Raw genomic sequence first — 15,542 nt, 5'->3', positions numbered from 1 at the left:
TAATCATAAATGTCAGCGGCATTATGCGCTACGCTTGTTGTCAGATTGACGATTTATTCACCACGTGTTTGGGTTCAACTTTTAACAACACGAACTTTAATAGGTACTTCCATGTCGAGTAAGCTAGTTCTGGTCCTTAACTGCGGTAGTTCTTCTCTGAAATTCGCAATTATCGATGCCGCCAACGGTGAAGAGCACCTGTCTGGTCTGGCCGAGTGCTTCCATCTGCCAGAAGCCCGCATCAAGTGGAAAATGGATGGCGGCAAACAAGAAGCTGCATTGGGTGCAGGCGCAGCTCACAGCGAAGCGCTGAACTACATCGTTAATACTATTCTGGCACAAAAACCTGAACTTTCCGCACAGCTGACCGCTATCGGTCACCGTATCGTACACGGTGGCGAGAAGTTCACTGCCTCTGCCGTGATCAACGACGAAGTGTTGCAGGGTATCAAAGATTCCGTACCATTTGCACCGCTGCACAACCCAGCACACCTGATCGGTATCGCTGAAGCATTAAAATCTTTCCCTAATTTGGCTGATAAAAACGTTGCTGTGTTCGACACCGCGTTCCACCAGACCATGCCGGAAGAATCCTATCTGTATGCCCTGCCGTACAAACTGTACAGCGAGCACGGTGTTCGTCGCTATGGCGCACACGGCACCAGCCACTTCTATGTAACTCAAGAAGCCGCAAAACTGCTGAACAAGCCAGTGGACGAAGTGAACGTGATCACTTGCCACTTGGGCAACGGTGGTTCTGTGACTGCAGTGCGTAACGGTAAATGCGTTGACACCTCTATGGGTCTGACTCCGCTGGAAGGCCTGGTAATGGGTACCCGTAGTGGTGACATCGATCCCGCCATCATCTTCCATCTGCATGATGCAATGGGCATGAGCGTTGATCAAATCAACAAGATGCTGACCAAAGAATCGGGTCTGTTGGGCCTGACTGAAGTCACTAGCGACTGCCGTTATGTGGAAGACAACTACGAAACCAAAGCCGATGCTAAGCGCGCAATGGACGTATTCTGCCACCGTCTGGCGAAATACATTGGTGCTTACAGCGCACTGATGGAAGGCCGTCTGGATGCAGTGATCTTCACCGGTGGTATCGGTGAGAACGCCGGTATGGTGCGTGAATTGACGCTGAACAAACTGGGTCTGCTGGGCTTCGAGATTGACCACGAGCGCAACATGGCCGCTCGTTTCGGTAAATCCGGCAACATCACCAAAGACGGCAGCCGTCTGGCGCTGGTGATCCCAACCAACGAAGAACTGGTTATCGCGCAAGACGCCTCTCGTCTGACCGCTTAATCCCAACACCGTCAGCCTAGGCTGGCGGTGTCGTTTTAGCCCTACGGCAACTTCAAGTGTTTGGCTATAACCTCATATCAATCGTGAAGAGGACTATTCTGTGTCACGTACAATCATGTTGATCCCAACTGGCACCAGCGTCGGCCTGACCAGCGTCAGTCTGGGTGTCATTCGCTCTATGGAGCAAAAAGGCGTTCGTCTGAGCGTATTCAAGCCAATCGCTCAACCACGCAGCGGCGGCGACAACCTCGACCAAACCACCACTATTATCCGCAGTAACTCCACCATCCCAGCAGCCGAACCGCTGCGCATGAGCTACGTTGAAGGGCTGTTAAGCTCTAACAAACAAGACGAGCTGATGGAAGAGATCGTGGCGCGTTACCACGAAAATACTAAAGATGCGGAAGTGGTTCTGATTGAAGGTTTAGTGCCAACACGTAAGCACCAGTTTGCTAATGCACTGAACTACGAGATAGCTAAAACCTTGAACGCTGAAATCGTCTTCGTACTGGCTCTGGGTAATGATTCTCCAGCGCAGTTGAAAGAACGTATCGAACTGGCTCGTACCAGCTTCGGCGGCAGCAAAAACAAAAACATCACTGGCGTTATCATCAACAAGCTGAATGCGCCGGTTGACGAACAAGGGCGTACTCGTCCAGATCTGTCTGAGATCTTCGACGATTCCACCAAAGCCAGTATCGCGAATATCGATCCTGCTCAACTGTTCGCTAACAGCCCACTGCCAGTATTAGGTTGTGTGCCGTGGAGCTTTGAACTGATCGCGACTCGCGCCATCGACATGTGCCGTCACCTGAACGCTCGCGTGATTAACGAAGGCGACATCATGACTCGCCGCGTGAAATCCGTGACCTTCTGTGCGCGCAGCATCCCACACATGTTAGAGCACTTCCGTCCGGGTTCACTGTTGGTGACGTCTGCTGACCGTCCAGACGTATTGGTCTCTGCTTGCTTGGCCGCGATGAACGGCGTAGAAATCGGTGCCATCCTGCTGACCGGTGGCTATGCTGTCGACGAGCCAATTCGCAAACTGTGCGAACGCGCGTTCGAAACCGGCCTGCCCGTCTTTATGGTCGATACCAACACTTGGCAGACTTCTCTGAGCCTGCAAAGCTTCAACCTTGAAGTGCCTTCAGATGACCATCAACGCATCGAGAAAGTGCAGAACTACGTGGCTAGCCACATCAACGCCGAGTGGATCGAGTCTCTGACTGCGGCTTCCGAGCGTTCACGTCGCCTGTCACCACCAGCGTTCCGCTATGAGCTAACCGAACTGGCACGTAAAGCAGGTAAACGTATCGTTCTGCCAGAAGGCGACGAACCACGTACCGTGAAAGCAGCGGCTATCTGTGCTGAACGTGGTATTGCTGAATGTGTGCTGCTGGGCAACCCAGAAGAAATCCAGCGTGTTGCGGCTGCACAAGGCGTTGAACTGGGCAAAGGCATCGAGATCGTTGATCCGATTGCTGTACGTGAAGACTACGTACCACGTCTGGTTGAGCTGCGTAAGAGCAAAGGCATGACCGAAGTGGTTGCGCGTGAGCAATTGGAAGACAACGTGGTGCTAGGCACCCTGATGTTGGAAAAAGGCGAAGTCGACGGTCTGGTTTCTGGCGCGGTTCACACCACAGCCAACACCATCCGTCCACCGTTGCAGTTGATCAAAACTGCGCCGGGCAGCTCACTGGTTTCTTCTGTGTTCTTCATGCTGCTGCCTGACCAGGTTCTGGTTTACGGTGACTGTGCGATCAACCCAGATCCAACCGCCGAGCAACTGTCTGAAATCGCTATCCAATCTGCAGATTCCGCCGCGGCCTTCGGTATCGAACCGCGTGTAGCGATGATCTCCTACTCTACCGGTAACTCCGGCGCAGGTAGTGACGTAGAGAAAGTGCGTGAAGCGACTCGTCTGGCACAAGAAAAACGCCCAGACCTGATCATCGATGGTCCATTGCAGTACGATGCGGCGATCATGGCCGACGTTGCTCAATCTAAAGCGCCGAACTCACCGGTTGCAGGTAAAGCGACTGTGTTCATCTTCCCAGACTTGAACACCGGTAACACCACCTACAAAGCGGTACAGCGCTCGGCGGATCTGGTCTCCATTGGGCCGATGCTGCAAGGTATGCGCAAGCCAGTGAACGACCTGTCACGTGGTGCGTTGGTAGACGATATCGTCTACACCGTAGCGCTGACTGCGATCCAGTCTGCACAGGCTGACGCTCAAGCGTAATACGGTAAAGACCTGCTGTTCAAACAGCAGGTTTAGGTATAAAAAATCCCGCAGCTTTTGCGGGATTTTTTATTGCAGATGAAAAATTAAACCTGAACGTCGTCGCTTTCCGTTTTCAGCGGCTTACCATAATCCTGCTCATTGTTACGCGTCAACCACAGTGACAGCGCCTTCAATGAATCCTGCGTGAACTCGTCGCAACGAGTGGTAATGTCTTCCGGCGTCATCCAACAGACTTCCGTGATTTCTTCTTCCTGCAAAGCAAACGGGCCATGGGAGACACAGCTAAACAGCCCGCCCCAAACGCGGCATTTCTCGCCTTCAAAGTAAAATAGACCCTGTTCGGCAAAAGGCACGCCAGCAATGCCCAGTTCTTCTTCGGCTTCACGGCGAGCAGAATCCAGCATATTTTCGCCACTTTGCACCACGCCACCTGCCGTTGCATCCAGATAACCCGGACAGAAATCCTTAGTATCGGTACGACGCTGCACCAGAATTTTACCCATGCCGTCATGTACCACGATGTAGGTTGCACGATGGCGCAGATCTTGAGCGCGCATTTGCTGGCGGCTCGCTTTCGCAATCACCTCATTTTGCTCGTCAACGATGTCCACCCATTCGGTAGTTGCGAGTTGATCCAGTTCTGCCATCCTGTAAAACCTTCTATTTGGCGCGATATGCTCCGCGCACTAGTTAGATACAATGATCTTTATTGTGTGTGTAATAAATTAGTTGGTTAACGCCACCTCTGCAACCAGCTTGCTGCCATGCAGTGTGACCACGCGCAAAATGCCATCATCCAATAAGCCAAAGCTCGCCGGAAAGCCTCCTTTAGGCATGCTGACCGAACCTGGATTGAAGCAGTAAATACTCCCCTGTTGTTCCGCTTGCGGTAGGTGCGTGTGCCCATAAACCAACACATCACCCGCAGAGAGCGGTGGTAGCGCGGAGGGATGATAAAGGTGACCGTGGGTTAAAAACAATCGTCTTTTTTGTTCTAGCACTTGCTGCCAAGGCGCTGTAATAGGAAAGCTAAGTAGCATCTGATCGACTTCACTATCACAATTGCCACGAACGGCAATGATCTTGTCGGCATAACGATTCAATTGTTCAGCAACCTGCGCCGGTTGGTATTTCTCTGGCAGCGCATTACGTGGTCCGTGATTGAGTAAATCGCCTAATAAAATTAGCCAGTCGGTGCCGTTTTGTTCAAAATGCTCCAATAAGCTTTCGGTAGCGGCGAGCGAACCATGCAGGTCCGAGGCAAACATCAATTTCATAACCTTTCCTCACATCGGCGTTTGCCACTATTTTATCGCAGCCCATACAGACAACAAGGCCAATACCGATCTAAAAGGTACAGCACAAAATTGTGATCACAAGGCACCGATAGCATCGGACGAATCTCACATAGCCTGCTATTCTTAGCTGCTATTGTAGGTATTCTTGTTGATAGAATTTGCGCATGACCTTACCGCAGGAGGCACCATGATTGACCTGTATTACGCACCCACTCCAAATGGACACAAAATTACCCTGTTTCTGGAGGAGGTTGGTTTACCTTATCGTATCCATCGCGTAAACATCAGTAACGGCGAGCAATTCAAACCCGAGTTCTTGAGCATTTCTCCAAACAATAAAATCCCGGCGATTGTCGATCAGCAACCTGTTGACGGCGGCGCGCCCATTAACCTGTTCGAATCCGGCGAAATTCTACTGTATCTGGCTGAGAAAACCGGCAAGTTACTCAGTAAAGGGCTGCGTGAACGCGCTGCCACCTTACAGTGGCTGTTTTGGCAGGTGGCGGGTTTTGGACCGATGTTGGGGCAAAACCATCATTTCAATCATTACGCCCCCCAACCCGTGCCCTATGCGATTGAGCGTTATTCTTTGGAAACTAAACGTCTCTACGGCGTATTAGAAGCCGAATTGCAAAAGCATCCGTACCTTGGCGGTGATAACTACAGCATTGCCGATATTGCCACCTACCCGTGGGTGGTTTCTCATCCACGACAGCGAATCGATCTGGCGGACTATCCGGCAATACGTAACTGGTTCGAACGTATCAGTAATCGCCCGGCAACCCAGCGAGCTTATAAACTTGCTGAATAGGTTTGAATTTTTCCTCCCCGGTCAGCCGGGGAGTTGCCGTAGCTCAATTATCTTTTATCGACTTTCCGTGTATCCTTGGGCGCAATAAATCAGACCTTTGGAGTTCTACTGATGTCATTCAACCAACCCGACGCCATTATTCGTATTAAAAACCTGCGGTTGCGTACCTTCATCGGTATCAAGGAAGAAGAGATCAACAATCGCCAAGATGTCTTGATCAACATCGTGATCCACTACCCAGCCGATAAAGCACGCAATAGCGAAGACATCGCTGATGCGCTCAATTACCGCACCATTACCAAAGCAGTGATCCGCCATGTTGAAGATAACCGCTTCGCATTGCTGGAAAAATTAACTCAGGATGTGCTCGAAATCGTGAAACAACATTCGTGGGTAACCTATGCTGAAGTAGAGATAGATAAATTGCTGGCTCTGCGCTACGCCGATTCGGTCTCTATGACCATGAGTTATCGCCGAGACTAATTATCGTCGTGATTGGGCCCCAAGGAGGCAGTCCATGCGAATTCTGATTACTGGCGCCACAGGATTAATAGGCAGCAGTCTAACGCAGCGACTGCTCGGCCTTTCCCACCAAATCACCGTGTTAACGCGTAACGAACAACGAGCACACGCTCAGTTTGGCGAACAAGTTAGCTACTGGCCTTCATTGCAAGGAAGTACTTCCCTCGACGAATTTGATGCCGTGATCAATCTGGCTGGCGAACCGATCGCCGATAAGCGCTGGAGCCAAGCACAAAAAGACCTACTGTGCCGCAGCCGTTGGGATCTGACCGAACGACTGACTAATTTGATTAACGCCAGCGAGCAGCCGCCCAGCGTATTTATCTCCGGTTCGGCCGTCGGTTATTACGGCGATCAAGGGCAAGCGGTAGTGACCGAAGACGAAGCCCCGCACGACGAATTCACCCATCAACTGTGCCAACGCTGGGAGTCACTGGCGCTACGGGTGCAAAACAGCGCCACTCGCGTCTGCTTGCTGCGAACCGGTGTGGTATTGGCGACTCAGGGTGGTGCATTAGCTAAAATGCTACCGCCGTTCCGTTTTGGATTAGGCGGCCCCATCGGTGATGGCCGTCAATATCTGCCGTGGATCCATCTGGATGATATGGTGGACGCCATTATCTTCCTGTTAGATAACGGCCATTTGCGTGGGCCATTCAATATGGTTGCCCCCTATCCGGTACATAACGAACAGTTTGCCGCCACATTGGCTAACGTGGTCGATCGTCCAGCGTTTTTACGTGTACCCGCCTTTGCCATGCGTTTGCTGATGGGAGAAGCGGCAGTGCTGGTGTTAGGCGGTCAACGAGCGGTGCCTAAGCGCTTGGAAGAGGCGGGATTCAATTTCCGCTATATCGAACTGGAAGATGCACTGGAAAACGTGATTAACCAGCAATGAAGAACGGGCACAGTTCAGCACTGTGCCCGATACCTATTTTACTTCAACGCCCCCGACAAGAACTGCTGTAAACGCGTGCTTTTCGGGTTGGCAAACACCTCAGCCGGTGGCCCTTGCTCTTCGATCAACCCTTGATGCAAGAAGATCACATGGTTGGAGACATGGCGAGCAAACTCCATTTCATGCGTCACCACCACCATGGTTTTGCCCTCTTCCGCCAACTTTTGCATGATGCGTAACACTTCACCGACTAACTCAGGATCGAGCGCCGAGGTCGGTTCATCGAACAACAACACTTCAGGTTCCATCGCCAATGCCCGAGCAATAGAAACCCGCTGCTGTTGACCGCCAGAGAGGTGTACCGGGTATTTGCCTCGCGCACGCTCATCAATGCCGACTTTATCCAGATAACGCACCGCACGCTCGCGGGCTTCGGCCTTACTCAAACCAAGTACTTGAATCGGTGCTTCCATTACGTTTTCCAATACCGTCATATGGCTCCACAGATTGAAGTGTTGGAACACCATAGTCAGGCGGGTACGGAGTAGCTGAAGCTGCTTTTTATCAAACACCTTCAACTGACCGTCTTTATCACGCACCATGCGAATATCTTCGTCATTCAGGCTGATCGAGCCTTCACTCGGTTTCTCAAGAAAGTTGATGCAACGTAGAAAAGTACTTTTCCCCGATCCCGAAGAACCAATAATGCTGATCACATCCCCGGCTTTAGCCTCAAGTGAGACCCCTTTTAAAACTTCGTGCTCGCCATAACGCTTGTGCAGTTCAGTGACGGCTAATTTTCGTTCAGACATGGTTTTATTCCCGTCATTCATCGGTGAGTAACGTGTCCCATCCAACGTTTTTCAGCCTTACGGAACAGACTGATTAACGTATAAGAGATCACCAAATACAGTACGGCGGCGATGCCGAAGGCATAGAACGGCTGATAGGTAGCCGCATTGATATCTCGCGCAATTTTCAACAGATCCGGCACGGTGGCGGTAAACGCCAGCGCGGTGGAGTGCAGCATTAAGATCACCTCGTTGCTGTAAGCAGGCAGGGCCGAGCGCAGCGCAGAAGGTAAAATGATGCAGCGATACATCTTGAAGCGTGAAAAGCCATAGGCATTAGCGGCCTCAATCTCACCGTGCGGTACACCACGGATCGCACCGGCAAATATCTCGGTGGTGTAGGCACAGGTATTTAGCGTCAGCGCCAAAATGGTGCAATTCAATCCGCTGCGGAAAAAGGCATTAAGGAAGTCAGTACCACGTACAATTTCCAAACTGTACATGCCGGAGTAAAACACCAACAATTGCACATACAGCGGTGTGCCACGGAACACGTAGGTATACAACCACACCGGGAAACGTATCCACGCAATGGAAGACACCCGCCCGACCGCCATTGGGATTGCCAATAATCCGCCCATCACTACCGAGGAAATCAGCAGCCACAGCGTGACCGCCACACCGGTAAAACGATAACCGTCACTCCACAATAGCGATTGCCAATACTGCTGCAAAATCTCGATCATAGTTCGGCCCTCTTGACGCCTAATGAATAACGCCGTTCAAGCCACAGCAACACGCCGTTGGAAACGGTGGTAAAGAACAGATAGACCGCGCCCGCCACAATCGCATACAAGAAAGGTTGATAAGTCCCTTTCCCCGCCAATTGGGTGGCTTTGACCACGTCGTTCAAACCTAGGATCGAGACTAACGCCGTCGCCTTGAGGATCACTTGCCAGTTATTGCCGATGCCCGGCAACGCAAAACGCATCATCGCCGGGAACAGGATGCGACGGAAAATCTGTCCGCCGCTAAAGCCGTAGGCGGTCGCCGCTTCAATCTGCCCTTTAGGAACCGCCAAAAAAGCGCCACGGAAAGTCTCGGTGAAATAGGCCCCATAGATAAAACCCAGTGTCAAAATACCGGCACTGAGTGGATCAATATCAATCTGTGAGAATCCCAATGACTCGGTGATGCTATTCAGGGCAATTTGCAGGCCGTAGAAAATCAGCAACATCAACACCAGATCCGGCACACCACGGATTAGCGTAGTGTAAGCACCGAATATCGTTGAAATAATAGGGTTAGAGGAAAGTTTGCCACCGGCGCCGATCAGGCCAATCACCACCGCCAACAACACAGAACTGAGGGCCAGCTCCAGCGTCACTAAAGCACCCTCAAATATCAGTTGGGAATAGCCTTGCAGCATCTACTTCATCCTGTCGTCATTAAATTTGATTCCCCTTACCGGCAACCGCCGATAAGGGGATACGGAGGAATTAACCGCCGTAGACGTCAAAATCGAAGTATTTTTTCGCGAACTTATCGTAAGTGCCGTCTTTGCGCATTTCAGCAAAGGCTTTATCCAACGCAGCTTTCAGCTCGGTATCGGTCTTACGCAAGCCCATACCGGTGCCCACGCCAAAGAATTTATCGTCTTTCACCGACTCACCGGCAAAAGCGTAATCTTTACCCGGAGGCTGTTTCAGGAAGCCTTCGCTAGCGGCAACTTCATCTTGGAAAGCGACATCAATACGGCCAGAAGCCAAGTCGGCATACACCAGATCCTGATTCTGGTAAGGCACTACGGTAATGCCTTTCGGCTGCCAGTAGGCATTGGCGTAAGCTTCCTGTGTGGTGCCTTGCAGCACGCCCACACTTTTACCTTTCAGAGAGTCCACCGTTGGCAGCAGTTTCGAACCTTTTGGCGCGATCAAACGGGAATTGGCGGCAAACAACTTATCAGTAAAGGCAATTTCCTGTTGGCGTTTTTCAGTGATGGAAAGTGAAGAGATGATGGCATCGATTTTCTTCGCTTTCAGCGATGGGATCAACGCATCGAAATCGCTTTCCACAAAAGTACATTGAGTATTTATGCGTTTACACAGCTCGGTAGCCAGATCGATATCAAAACCGACCAATTTTCCTTCGGCATTTTTAGATTCAAACGGTGCGTAGGTTGGATCGGTACCAATTTTCAAGGTGGAAGGAATAGCAGCAAAAGCACTGCTTGCTGCGGTCAGTGCCACGATCAAAGGGAGAACCAAGAACTGCTTTTTCATAAATTACCCTCAAATTGATTTTCTTTATGCCACTACGGGCATTACTTTGTTCACCCAATCAATTTGCAGTAATCATGCCAACCTGCTGTTGTCTCGCAGAGGGAACGGCTCTGCGTTTAACAAAACAGCCTTCAGGGACAATAACCGCAAAACTGATCGACCTAACTAGGCCGCGCTACCGATTTATTCCCGAAAGATTTCAAGATTGCAGGAAGGCGGCAACTGAGCGAATCCCCAGGAGCTTAGAAAACTAAGTGACTGGGGTGAGTAAAGGCAGCCAACGCATCTGCAACTTGAAAGATAATGGGTATAGTCACTCCCTGAAACGGTATACGTAGTAAAGCAAATTAATTATGGTGCAGTTAACGCCCTAAATCAGTGCGTTGTTGCACAAATGTATCAATTTAAGAATTAATTTGTTAATTTGAACCTTGCCAGCGGGTAAACAGATCGTTAGGCAGTTCGATATCAAACTGATCGATCACTCGGTTGACGGTTTGATCAATGATGTCATCAACACTCTGAGGTTGATGATAGAAGGCAGGAACTGGCGGCATGATGATGGCTCCCAACTCAGCGGCCTGCGTCATTAAACGCAAGTGCCCCAAGTGCAGCGGTGTTTCTCGTACACACAGCACCAAACGGCGGCGCTCTTTCAATACCACGTCAGCGGCACGAGTCAGCAAACCATCGCTATAACTATTAGCAATGCCGGATAACGTTTTGATCGAGCAAGGTAGGATAACCATCCCCAGTGTTTTGAACGAGCCGGAAGAGATAGTAGCGGCAATATCGCGCGAATCATGCACTACATCCGCCAAGGCTTGCACTTCTCGCAGGCTAAATGCCGTTTCCAACGCCAACGTTTGGCGAGCGGCATTACTCATCACCAAATGGGTTTCCACCTCTTCTACGTCGCGCAATACCTGCAACAGGCGCACGCCGTAGATAGCACCGCTGGCGCCGGAAATACCGATGATGAGTCGTTTCATGTTACTGGCCTCTGCCCTGCAAAAAGAAGATCAGGCAGACTTTGCCGCAATGATGCAGGATTAGCAAGTCAGGAAGGAAGATGCACTACGGTAAACACCGCAGTGCCTCTTTTTGGTGAAGGCTTAACCTTCGTTATGCATTTCTAGATTTTCAGCTTCGGTCTGGCCACGCAATGCCTTGGCATCGTCATTACGCAGAGATTCCAGATACTCCAGATATTCCTGATTCACGTCTTTGGTGACGTAAATACCGTTGAAGACCGAGCATTCGAACTGAGCGATATCCGGGTTCTCTTCACGTACTGCTTCGATCAGATCGTCCAAGCTTTGGAAGATCAAACCATCAGCACCGATGATCTGGCGGATTTCGTCCACTTCACGGCCGTGGGCAATCAGTTCGTTAGCGCTTGGCATATCAATGCCATACACATTCGGGAAACGGATTTCCGGTGCCGCGGAAGCCAGATAAACGCGTTTTGCTCCAGCGTCACGCGCCATCTCAACGATTTGCTCAGAGGTGGTACCACGCACGATAGAGTCGTCCACCAGCAACACGTTCTTATCACGGAATTCCGCACGATTGGCGTTCAGCTTACGGCGTACTGACTGACGACGCGCCTGCTGCCCCGGCATGATAAAGGTACGACCGACGTAGCGGTTTTTCACAAACCCCTGACGATACGGCTTGTTGAGGATGTGGGCGATTTCCAGTGCGATATCGCAAGAGGTTTCAGGGATCGGGATCACCACGTCGATGTCCAAATCCTCCCACTCACGAGCAATTTTTTCGCCCAGCTTCTGCCCCATACGCACGCGTGCACTGTAGACCGAAATCTTGTCCATAAAGGAGTCAGGACGAGCAAAGTAGACGTATTCGAACAGGCACGGATTGGTTTTCGGGTTCTCTGCACACTGGCGGGTAAACAGTTGACCTTTATCGGTGATATACACCGCTTCGCCCGGCGCGACATCGCGCAGGAACTCAAAGCCTAACGTATCCAGCGCCACGCTCTCAGAAGCCACCATATACTCGTTACGGCCATCTTCCAGCGTGCGTTTGCCGATCACCAGCGGACGAATACCGTTAGGATCGCGGAACGCCAGCAAGCCATGACCGATAATCATCGCCACGCAAGCGTAAGCACCGCGCAGTTGCAGGTGCATAGCGGCAACTGCGGTAAAAATGTTGTCAGATTCCAGCGGATAATGTTGGAAGCGATCCAGCTCGCTAGCCAGCACGTTCAACAAGATTTCGGAGTCAGAGGTGGTATTGATATGGCGACGGCCGCTCTCAAACAGCGACTGACGCAGTTCATGGGCGTTGGTCAGATTACCGTTATGTGCCAACGTGATGCCGAACGGCGAGTTGACATAAAAAGGTTGAGCCTCTGAAACGCTAGAGCTGCCAGCGGTGGGATAACGCACATGGCCAATCCCCATATTGCCCTGCAAACGCTGCATATGGCGGGCTTCAAAGACATCCCTCACCAAACCGTTGGCTTTGCGTAAACGGAACCCGTTATGGGCATCAATGGTGACGATGCCAGCGGCATCCTGGCCACGGTGCTGGAGCACCGTCAACGCATCATAAATCGACTGGTTTACCGGCATAAAACCGGCGATACCGACAATACCGCACATGTTGTCTTTTCCTCTAAGCCGCTACCGCCCCGGTAAGGTCGGTAAGAAACTCGACGTGCTCTGTAGGTAGTCAAAGAACCACCTGATGATATAACTAAACTGGGGAATCAGTTGCGACTGCTTCCAATCATCACTTTGTGAGAAGCCGGTAAAGGTATCCAGGAAGAACAGGATCGCCGCCACGATCAGCACTCCGCGCAAGGCACCAAAACAAATGCCAAGCACTCGGTCGGTTCCCGACAACCCGGTTTTTTCTACCAGTGAGCTAATCACATAGTTAACAATAGCCCCGACAATCAGGGTTGCGATAAACAAAATCGCAATCGCGATACCGTTTCGCACCAGTTCGTCTTGAAAACGCGTGAAGTAGACAGCAAGGTAAGAGTAGAAATGGCTGGCAACAAAGAACGCACATCCCCATGTCACAAGTGACAATGCTTCGCGAACAAACCCTCGGATCAAGCTAACCAGAGCCGAAAATCCAATCACCGCTAAAATGACGTAATCAATCCAGACCATGACCTATTCCAATGAGGAATTCGCCTTACCTATCTCATTCGCGGCGAATTCTAACAGAAAAAGAAAACGTTTGCGTAGGGGTTTTCCCTACCACGTCACAAATAAAAAACGACGATGGGAAAATTCCCAATCGCCGCATTCACATAGCGTATTTTGAACATCAACGCGTGCTGTAAGGCTTGATTTGCCCGCTCAACCCGCTGAGTGAATTCAACTCAGACAGCGAAGATTGCAGCTTTTGCTTCGACGCATCCGGTCCGACATAGATACGGGTGATCTGCCCTTGTACCGGCGTTGATGGCACGGTAAAGGCGCGATGCCCCGACAGTCGTAGCGAAGCCACGATCTCGTTCACCTTAGCCGCATTCTTCAGCGCACCAAGTTGCACAATGTAAGCCTGTCCTACTGGCGCTTTTTCCTCTACCGGAGGTTTGGCGATAGGTTTCGGCGGCGTCGGTGGCGGCGTCACGGGTTTCGGTTTCACTTCAACCGGTTTAACTTCCACGGGTTTTGGTGGCGTCACAACCGGTTTGGTTTCGATTGGCGGCGGCGTGACCGTAACCGGCGGCTGGCTAGGCTGGTTGATCGCTTGTTGAGTCGCCGCAGCGTTAGCCGCTTGCTGCTCCATCAATGCCCCAGTGCCTTCCGGCGGATGTGCTGGCAACGCCTGATTCACCGGAGGAACGACATCAACCTCCTGCGCATCTCCCGGCTTTGGCACCAGCGGGATCGCCGCAAAATCATCTTCGTAATGTTTCTTTTTCCCATCCAGCAGCCCTGGCAGGATAATCACCCCCAGCGCTACGATAATCACGGTTCCGACCAATCGGTTCTGAAATTTACTTGCCACTCAAACTCCCCGCATCTCGTCTAACGCCGCCATCACATGGGCAACGGTGTGGAACGATCCACAGACGATCACAATATCCTGAATATCTGCGTCCTGCATCGCCTGACGCCAAGCAGTTTCGACATCGGCAAACTGCCGCGGTTCCGTTAAATATTGCGCCAGTAAGTCAACGCTAGCACCACGCGGACCTTCAAGCGGTGCGCAGTACCATTCGTCAACCTGTTCACTCAAACAAGCCAAGGTTCCGGCAATATCTTTATCCGACAACATACCGACCACCGCGCGGACTTTACCACCGTTACGCGGTAACTTTGCCAAGCGTCCGGCCAGATAACCGGCAGCATGTGGGTTATGTGCCACGTCGAGGATCAACAACGGCTCCTGCTGCACGGTTTGGAAACGCCCCGGCAGTGTCGCTTGCTGCAACCCCGCGAAGATAGCCTTCTCATCAATTTCCAATGCAGAATAGTGCAATGCCGCCAGCGCCGTCGCCGCATTCGCTAATGGGACGTTTGGCATCGGTAAATCCGTCAATTTGGTGTCACCGCCCTGCCACTGCCAGCGTTCGCCTTGCTCACTGAACGTCCAGGCATCGCCACGACGATACAACTGCGCACCAAGCTCTTCGGCCACTTGCTGAATAGTCACGGGCATATCCGGTTCGCCAACCACAGCCGGTTTATCAGCACGGAAAATCCCTGCCTTCTCCCGGCCAATGCTTTCGCGTGTATCCCCCAACCAATCGGTATGATCCAGTGCAATACTGGTGACGACTGCCACATCAGGATTAACAATGTTAGTGGCGTCTAAACGCCCGCCCAGACCAACTTCCAGAATCACCACGTCCAGCTTAGCCTGTTTGAACAATTGCAGCGCCGACAGCGTACAAAATTCAAAATAGGTCAGTGACGTTTCGCCACGGCCGGCCTCAATCGCCGCAAACGAACGGCTGTGCTCTTCTTCAGTCAGTTCTTGCCCCTGAATACGCACGCGTTCGGTATAACGCACCAGATGCGGCGAACTGTAGACACCCACACGCAGCCCGGCAGCCATCAAGATAGCTTCCAGTGTACGGCACGTCGTGCCTTTGCCATTGGTACCAGCAACGGTGAATACCGTGGGTGCAGGGGTAAGTAAATCTAGGTGCTCCGCAACGCGTTGGACGCGTTCCAAGCCGAGTTCGATCGCCTGGCTATGCAGACGCTCAAGATAGAAAAGCCACGAGCTCAATGACGATGTGGCTTGGGGAATTTGGTGATTTTGCATGAGTCCCATCGCTTGGGTTCAATAATCCATCAGGACACCACCCCACCGCGGTAAGGCGATGCTCTATCCCCTTCATACTTCAAGTTGCCTCTTTGTTGGCTGCC

Annotated in this window: 16 protein-coding genes; 5 read left to right on the top strand and 11 right to left on the bottom strand. The window is 51.5% G+C overall.

Annotated features, from left to right (window positions below; all coding sequences use genetic code 11):
- Positions 1 to 111 precede the first annotated feature (111 nt).
- Positions 112 to 1,314 carry an acetate kinase gene (gene ackA / locus AC3ISQ_RS07860; RefSeq protein WP_489352075.1) on the top strand — a complete coding sequence of 401 codons (1,203 nt, stop codon included), beginning with the start codon at positions 112 to 114 and terminating at the stop codon, positions 1,312 to 1,314.
- A gap of 115 nt (positions 1,315 to 1,429) precedes the next feature.
- Entirely contained in the window at positions 1,430 to 3,565 is a 2,136-nt protein-coding gene (gene pta, locus AC3ISQ_RS07855) for a phosphate acetyltransferase (protein WP_489353183.1), read from the top strand.
- 86 nt (positions 3,566 to 3,651) lie between these two features.
- Here the strand turns inward: pta and yfcD are convergent, their stop codons facing one another.
- Together yfcD and yfcE are read right to left on the bottom strand one after the other, a co-directional pair.
- On the bottom strand, positions 3,652 to 4,215 hold the full coding sequence (gene yfcD / locus AC3ISQ_RS07850; RefSeq protein WP_489352074.1) for an NUDIX hydrolase YfcD: 564 nt from the start codon (positions 4,213 to 4,215) through the stop codon (positions 3,652 to 3,654).
- Positions 4,216 to 4,293: 78 nt separating this feature from the next.
- Positions 4,294 to 4,845 carry a phosphodiesterase gene (yfcE, locus tag AC3ISQ_RS07845; RefSeq protein ID WP_489352072.1) on the bottom strand — a complete coding sequence of 184 codons (552 nt, stop codon included), beginning with the start codon at positions 4,843 to 4,845 and terminating at the stop codon, positions 4,294 to 4,296.
- Between the two features lie 208 nt (positions 4,846 to 5,053).
- On the opposite strand from yfcE, the gene yfcG reads away from it, so the two are divergent.
- From yfcG to AC3ISQ_RS07830, 3 genes are all read left to right on the top strand, one after another.
- Positions 5,054 to 5,677, top strand: coding sequence for a GSH-dependent disulfide bond oxidoreductase (gene yfcG / locus AC3ISQ_RS07840; RefSeq protein ID WP_489352071.1), 624 nt, complete (start codon positions 5,054 to 5,056; stop codon positions 5,675 to 5,677).
- A 111-nt stretch (positions 5,678 to 5,788) separates the two neighbouring features.
- Positions 5,789 to 6,160 (top strand): dihydroneopterin triphosphate 2'-epimerase, encoded by a 372-nt coding sequence (gene folX / locus AC3ISQ_RS07835; RefSeq protein ID WP_489352069.1) that lies wholly within the window; start codon positions 5,789 to 5,791, stop codon positions 6,158 to 6,160.
- A gap of 34 nt (positions 6,161 to 6,194) precedes the next feature.
- Positions 6,195 to 7,097 carry a TIGR01777 family oxidoreductase gene (locus AC3ISQ_RS07830; protein ID WP_489352067.1) on the top strand — a complete coding sequence of 301 codons (903 nt, stop codon included), beginning with the start codon at positions 6,195 to 6,197 and terminating at the stop codon, positions 7,095 to 7,097.
- A gap of 38 nt (positions 7,098 to 7,135) precedes the next feature.
- Here AC3ISQ_RS07830 and hisP read toward each other — a convergent pair whose 3' ends face one another.
- The 9 genes from hisP to folC all read right to left on the bottom strand — a co-directional run bounded on the left by hisP (position 7,136) and on the right by folC (position 15,438).
- A complete protein-coding gene (hisP, locus tag AC3ISQ_RS07825; RefSeq protein ID WP_489352066.1) occupies positions 7,136 to 7,909 on the bottom strand; it encodes a histidine ABC transporter ATP-binding protein HisP in 774 nt (257 codons plus the stop codon).
- Between the two features lie 17 nt (positions 7,910 to 7,926).
- Positions 7,927 to 8,634: an ABC transporter permease gene (locus tag AC3ISQ_RS07820; protein WP_489352065.1), complete on the bottom strand. Its 708-nt coding sequence runs from the start codon at positions 8,632 to 8,634 to the stop codon at positions 7,927 to 7,929.
- Positions 8,631 to 9,317 carry a histidine ABC transporter permease HisQ gene (locus tag AC3ISQ_RS07815; RefSeq protein ID WP_489352063.1) on the bottom strand — a complete coding sequence of 229 codons (687 nt, stop codon included), beginning with the start codon at positions 9,315 to 9,317 and terminating at the stop codon, positions 8,631 to 8,633. The genes AC3ISQ_RS07820 and AC3ISQ_RS07815 overlap by 4 nt, the downstream gene beginning before the upstream one ends.
- Before the next feature lie 70 nt (positions 9,318 to 9,387).
- Positions 9,388 to 10,170 (bottom strand): histidine ABC transporter substrate-binding protein HisJ, encoded by a 783-nt coding sequence (hisJ, locus tag AC3ISQ_RS07810; RefSeq protein WP_489352061.1) that lies wholly within the window; start codon positions 10,168 to 10,170, stop codon positions 9,388 to 9,390.
- Between the two features lie 419 nt (positions 10,171 to 10,589).
- On the bottom strand, positions 10,590 to 11,162 hold the full coding sequence (locus tag AC3ISQ_RS07805) for a UbiX family flavin prenyltransferase (RefSeq protein ID WP_489352059.1): 573 nt from the start codon (positions 11,160 to 11,162) through the stop codon (positions 10,590 to 10,592).
- Positions 11,163 to 11,285: 123 nt separating this feature from the next.
- Positions 11,286 to 12,803, bottom strand: coding sequence for an amidophosphoribosyltransferase (purF, locus tag AC3ISQ_RS07800; protein ID WP_489352057.1), 1,518 nt, complete (start codon positions 12,801 to 12,803; stop codon positions 11,286 to 11,288).
- Positions 12,804 to 12,824: 21 nt separating this feature from the next.
- Complete coding sequence (gene cvpA, locus AC3ISQ_RS07795; protein WP_489352055.1) at positions 12,825 to 13,322, bottom strand: colicin V production protein; 498 nt, start codon at positions 13,320 to 13,322, stop codon at positions 12,825 to 12,827.
- A gap of 160 nt (positions 13,323 to 13,482) precedes the next feature.
- The gene (gene dedD / locus AC3ISQ_RS07790) at positions 13,483 to 14,172 is read right to left on the bottom strand and encodes a cell division protein DedD (RefSeq protein WP_489352054.1); all 690 of its coding nucleotides are present in this window, start codon (positions 14,170 to 14,172) and stop codon (positions 13,483 to 13,485) included.
- Positions 14,173 to 15,438 (bottom strand): bifunctional tetrahydrofolate synthase/dihydrofolate synthase, encoded by a 1,266-nt coding sequence (folC, locus tag AC3ISQ_RS07785; protein ID WP_489352052.1) that lies wholly within the window; start codon positions 15,436 to 15,438, stop codon positions 14,173 to 14,175.
- Between the last annotated feature and the right edge of the window lie 104 nt (positions 15,439 to 15,542).

It is taken from the genome of Serratia sp. KH_031, from assembly GCF_057839655.1.
The sequence above is the reverse complement of the archived record's forward strand: the minus strand, read 5'-3'. Positions and strand labels throughout refer to the sequence as shown.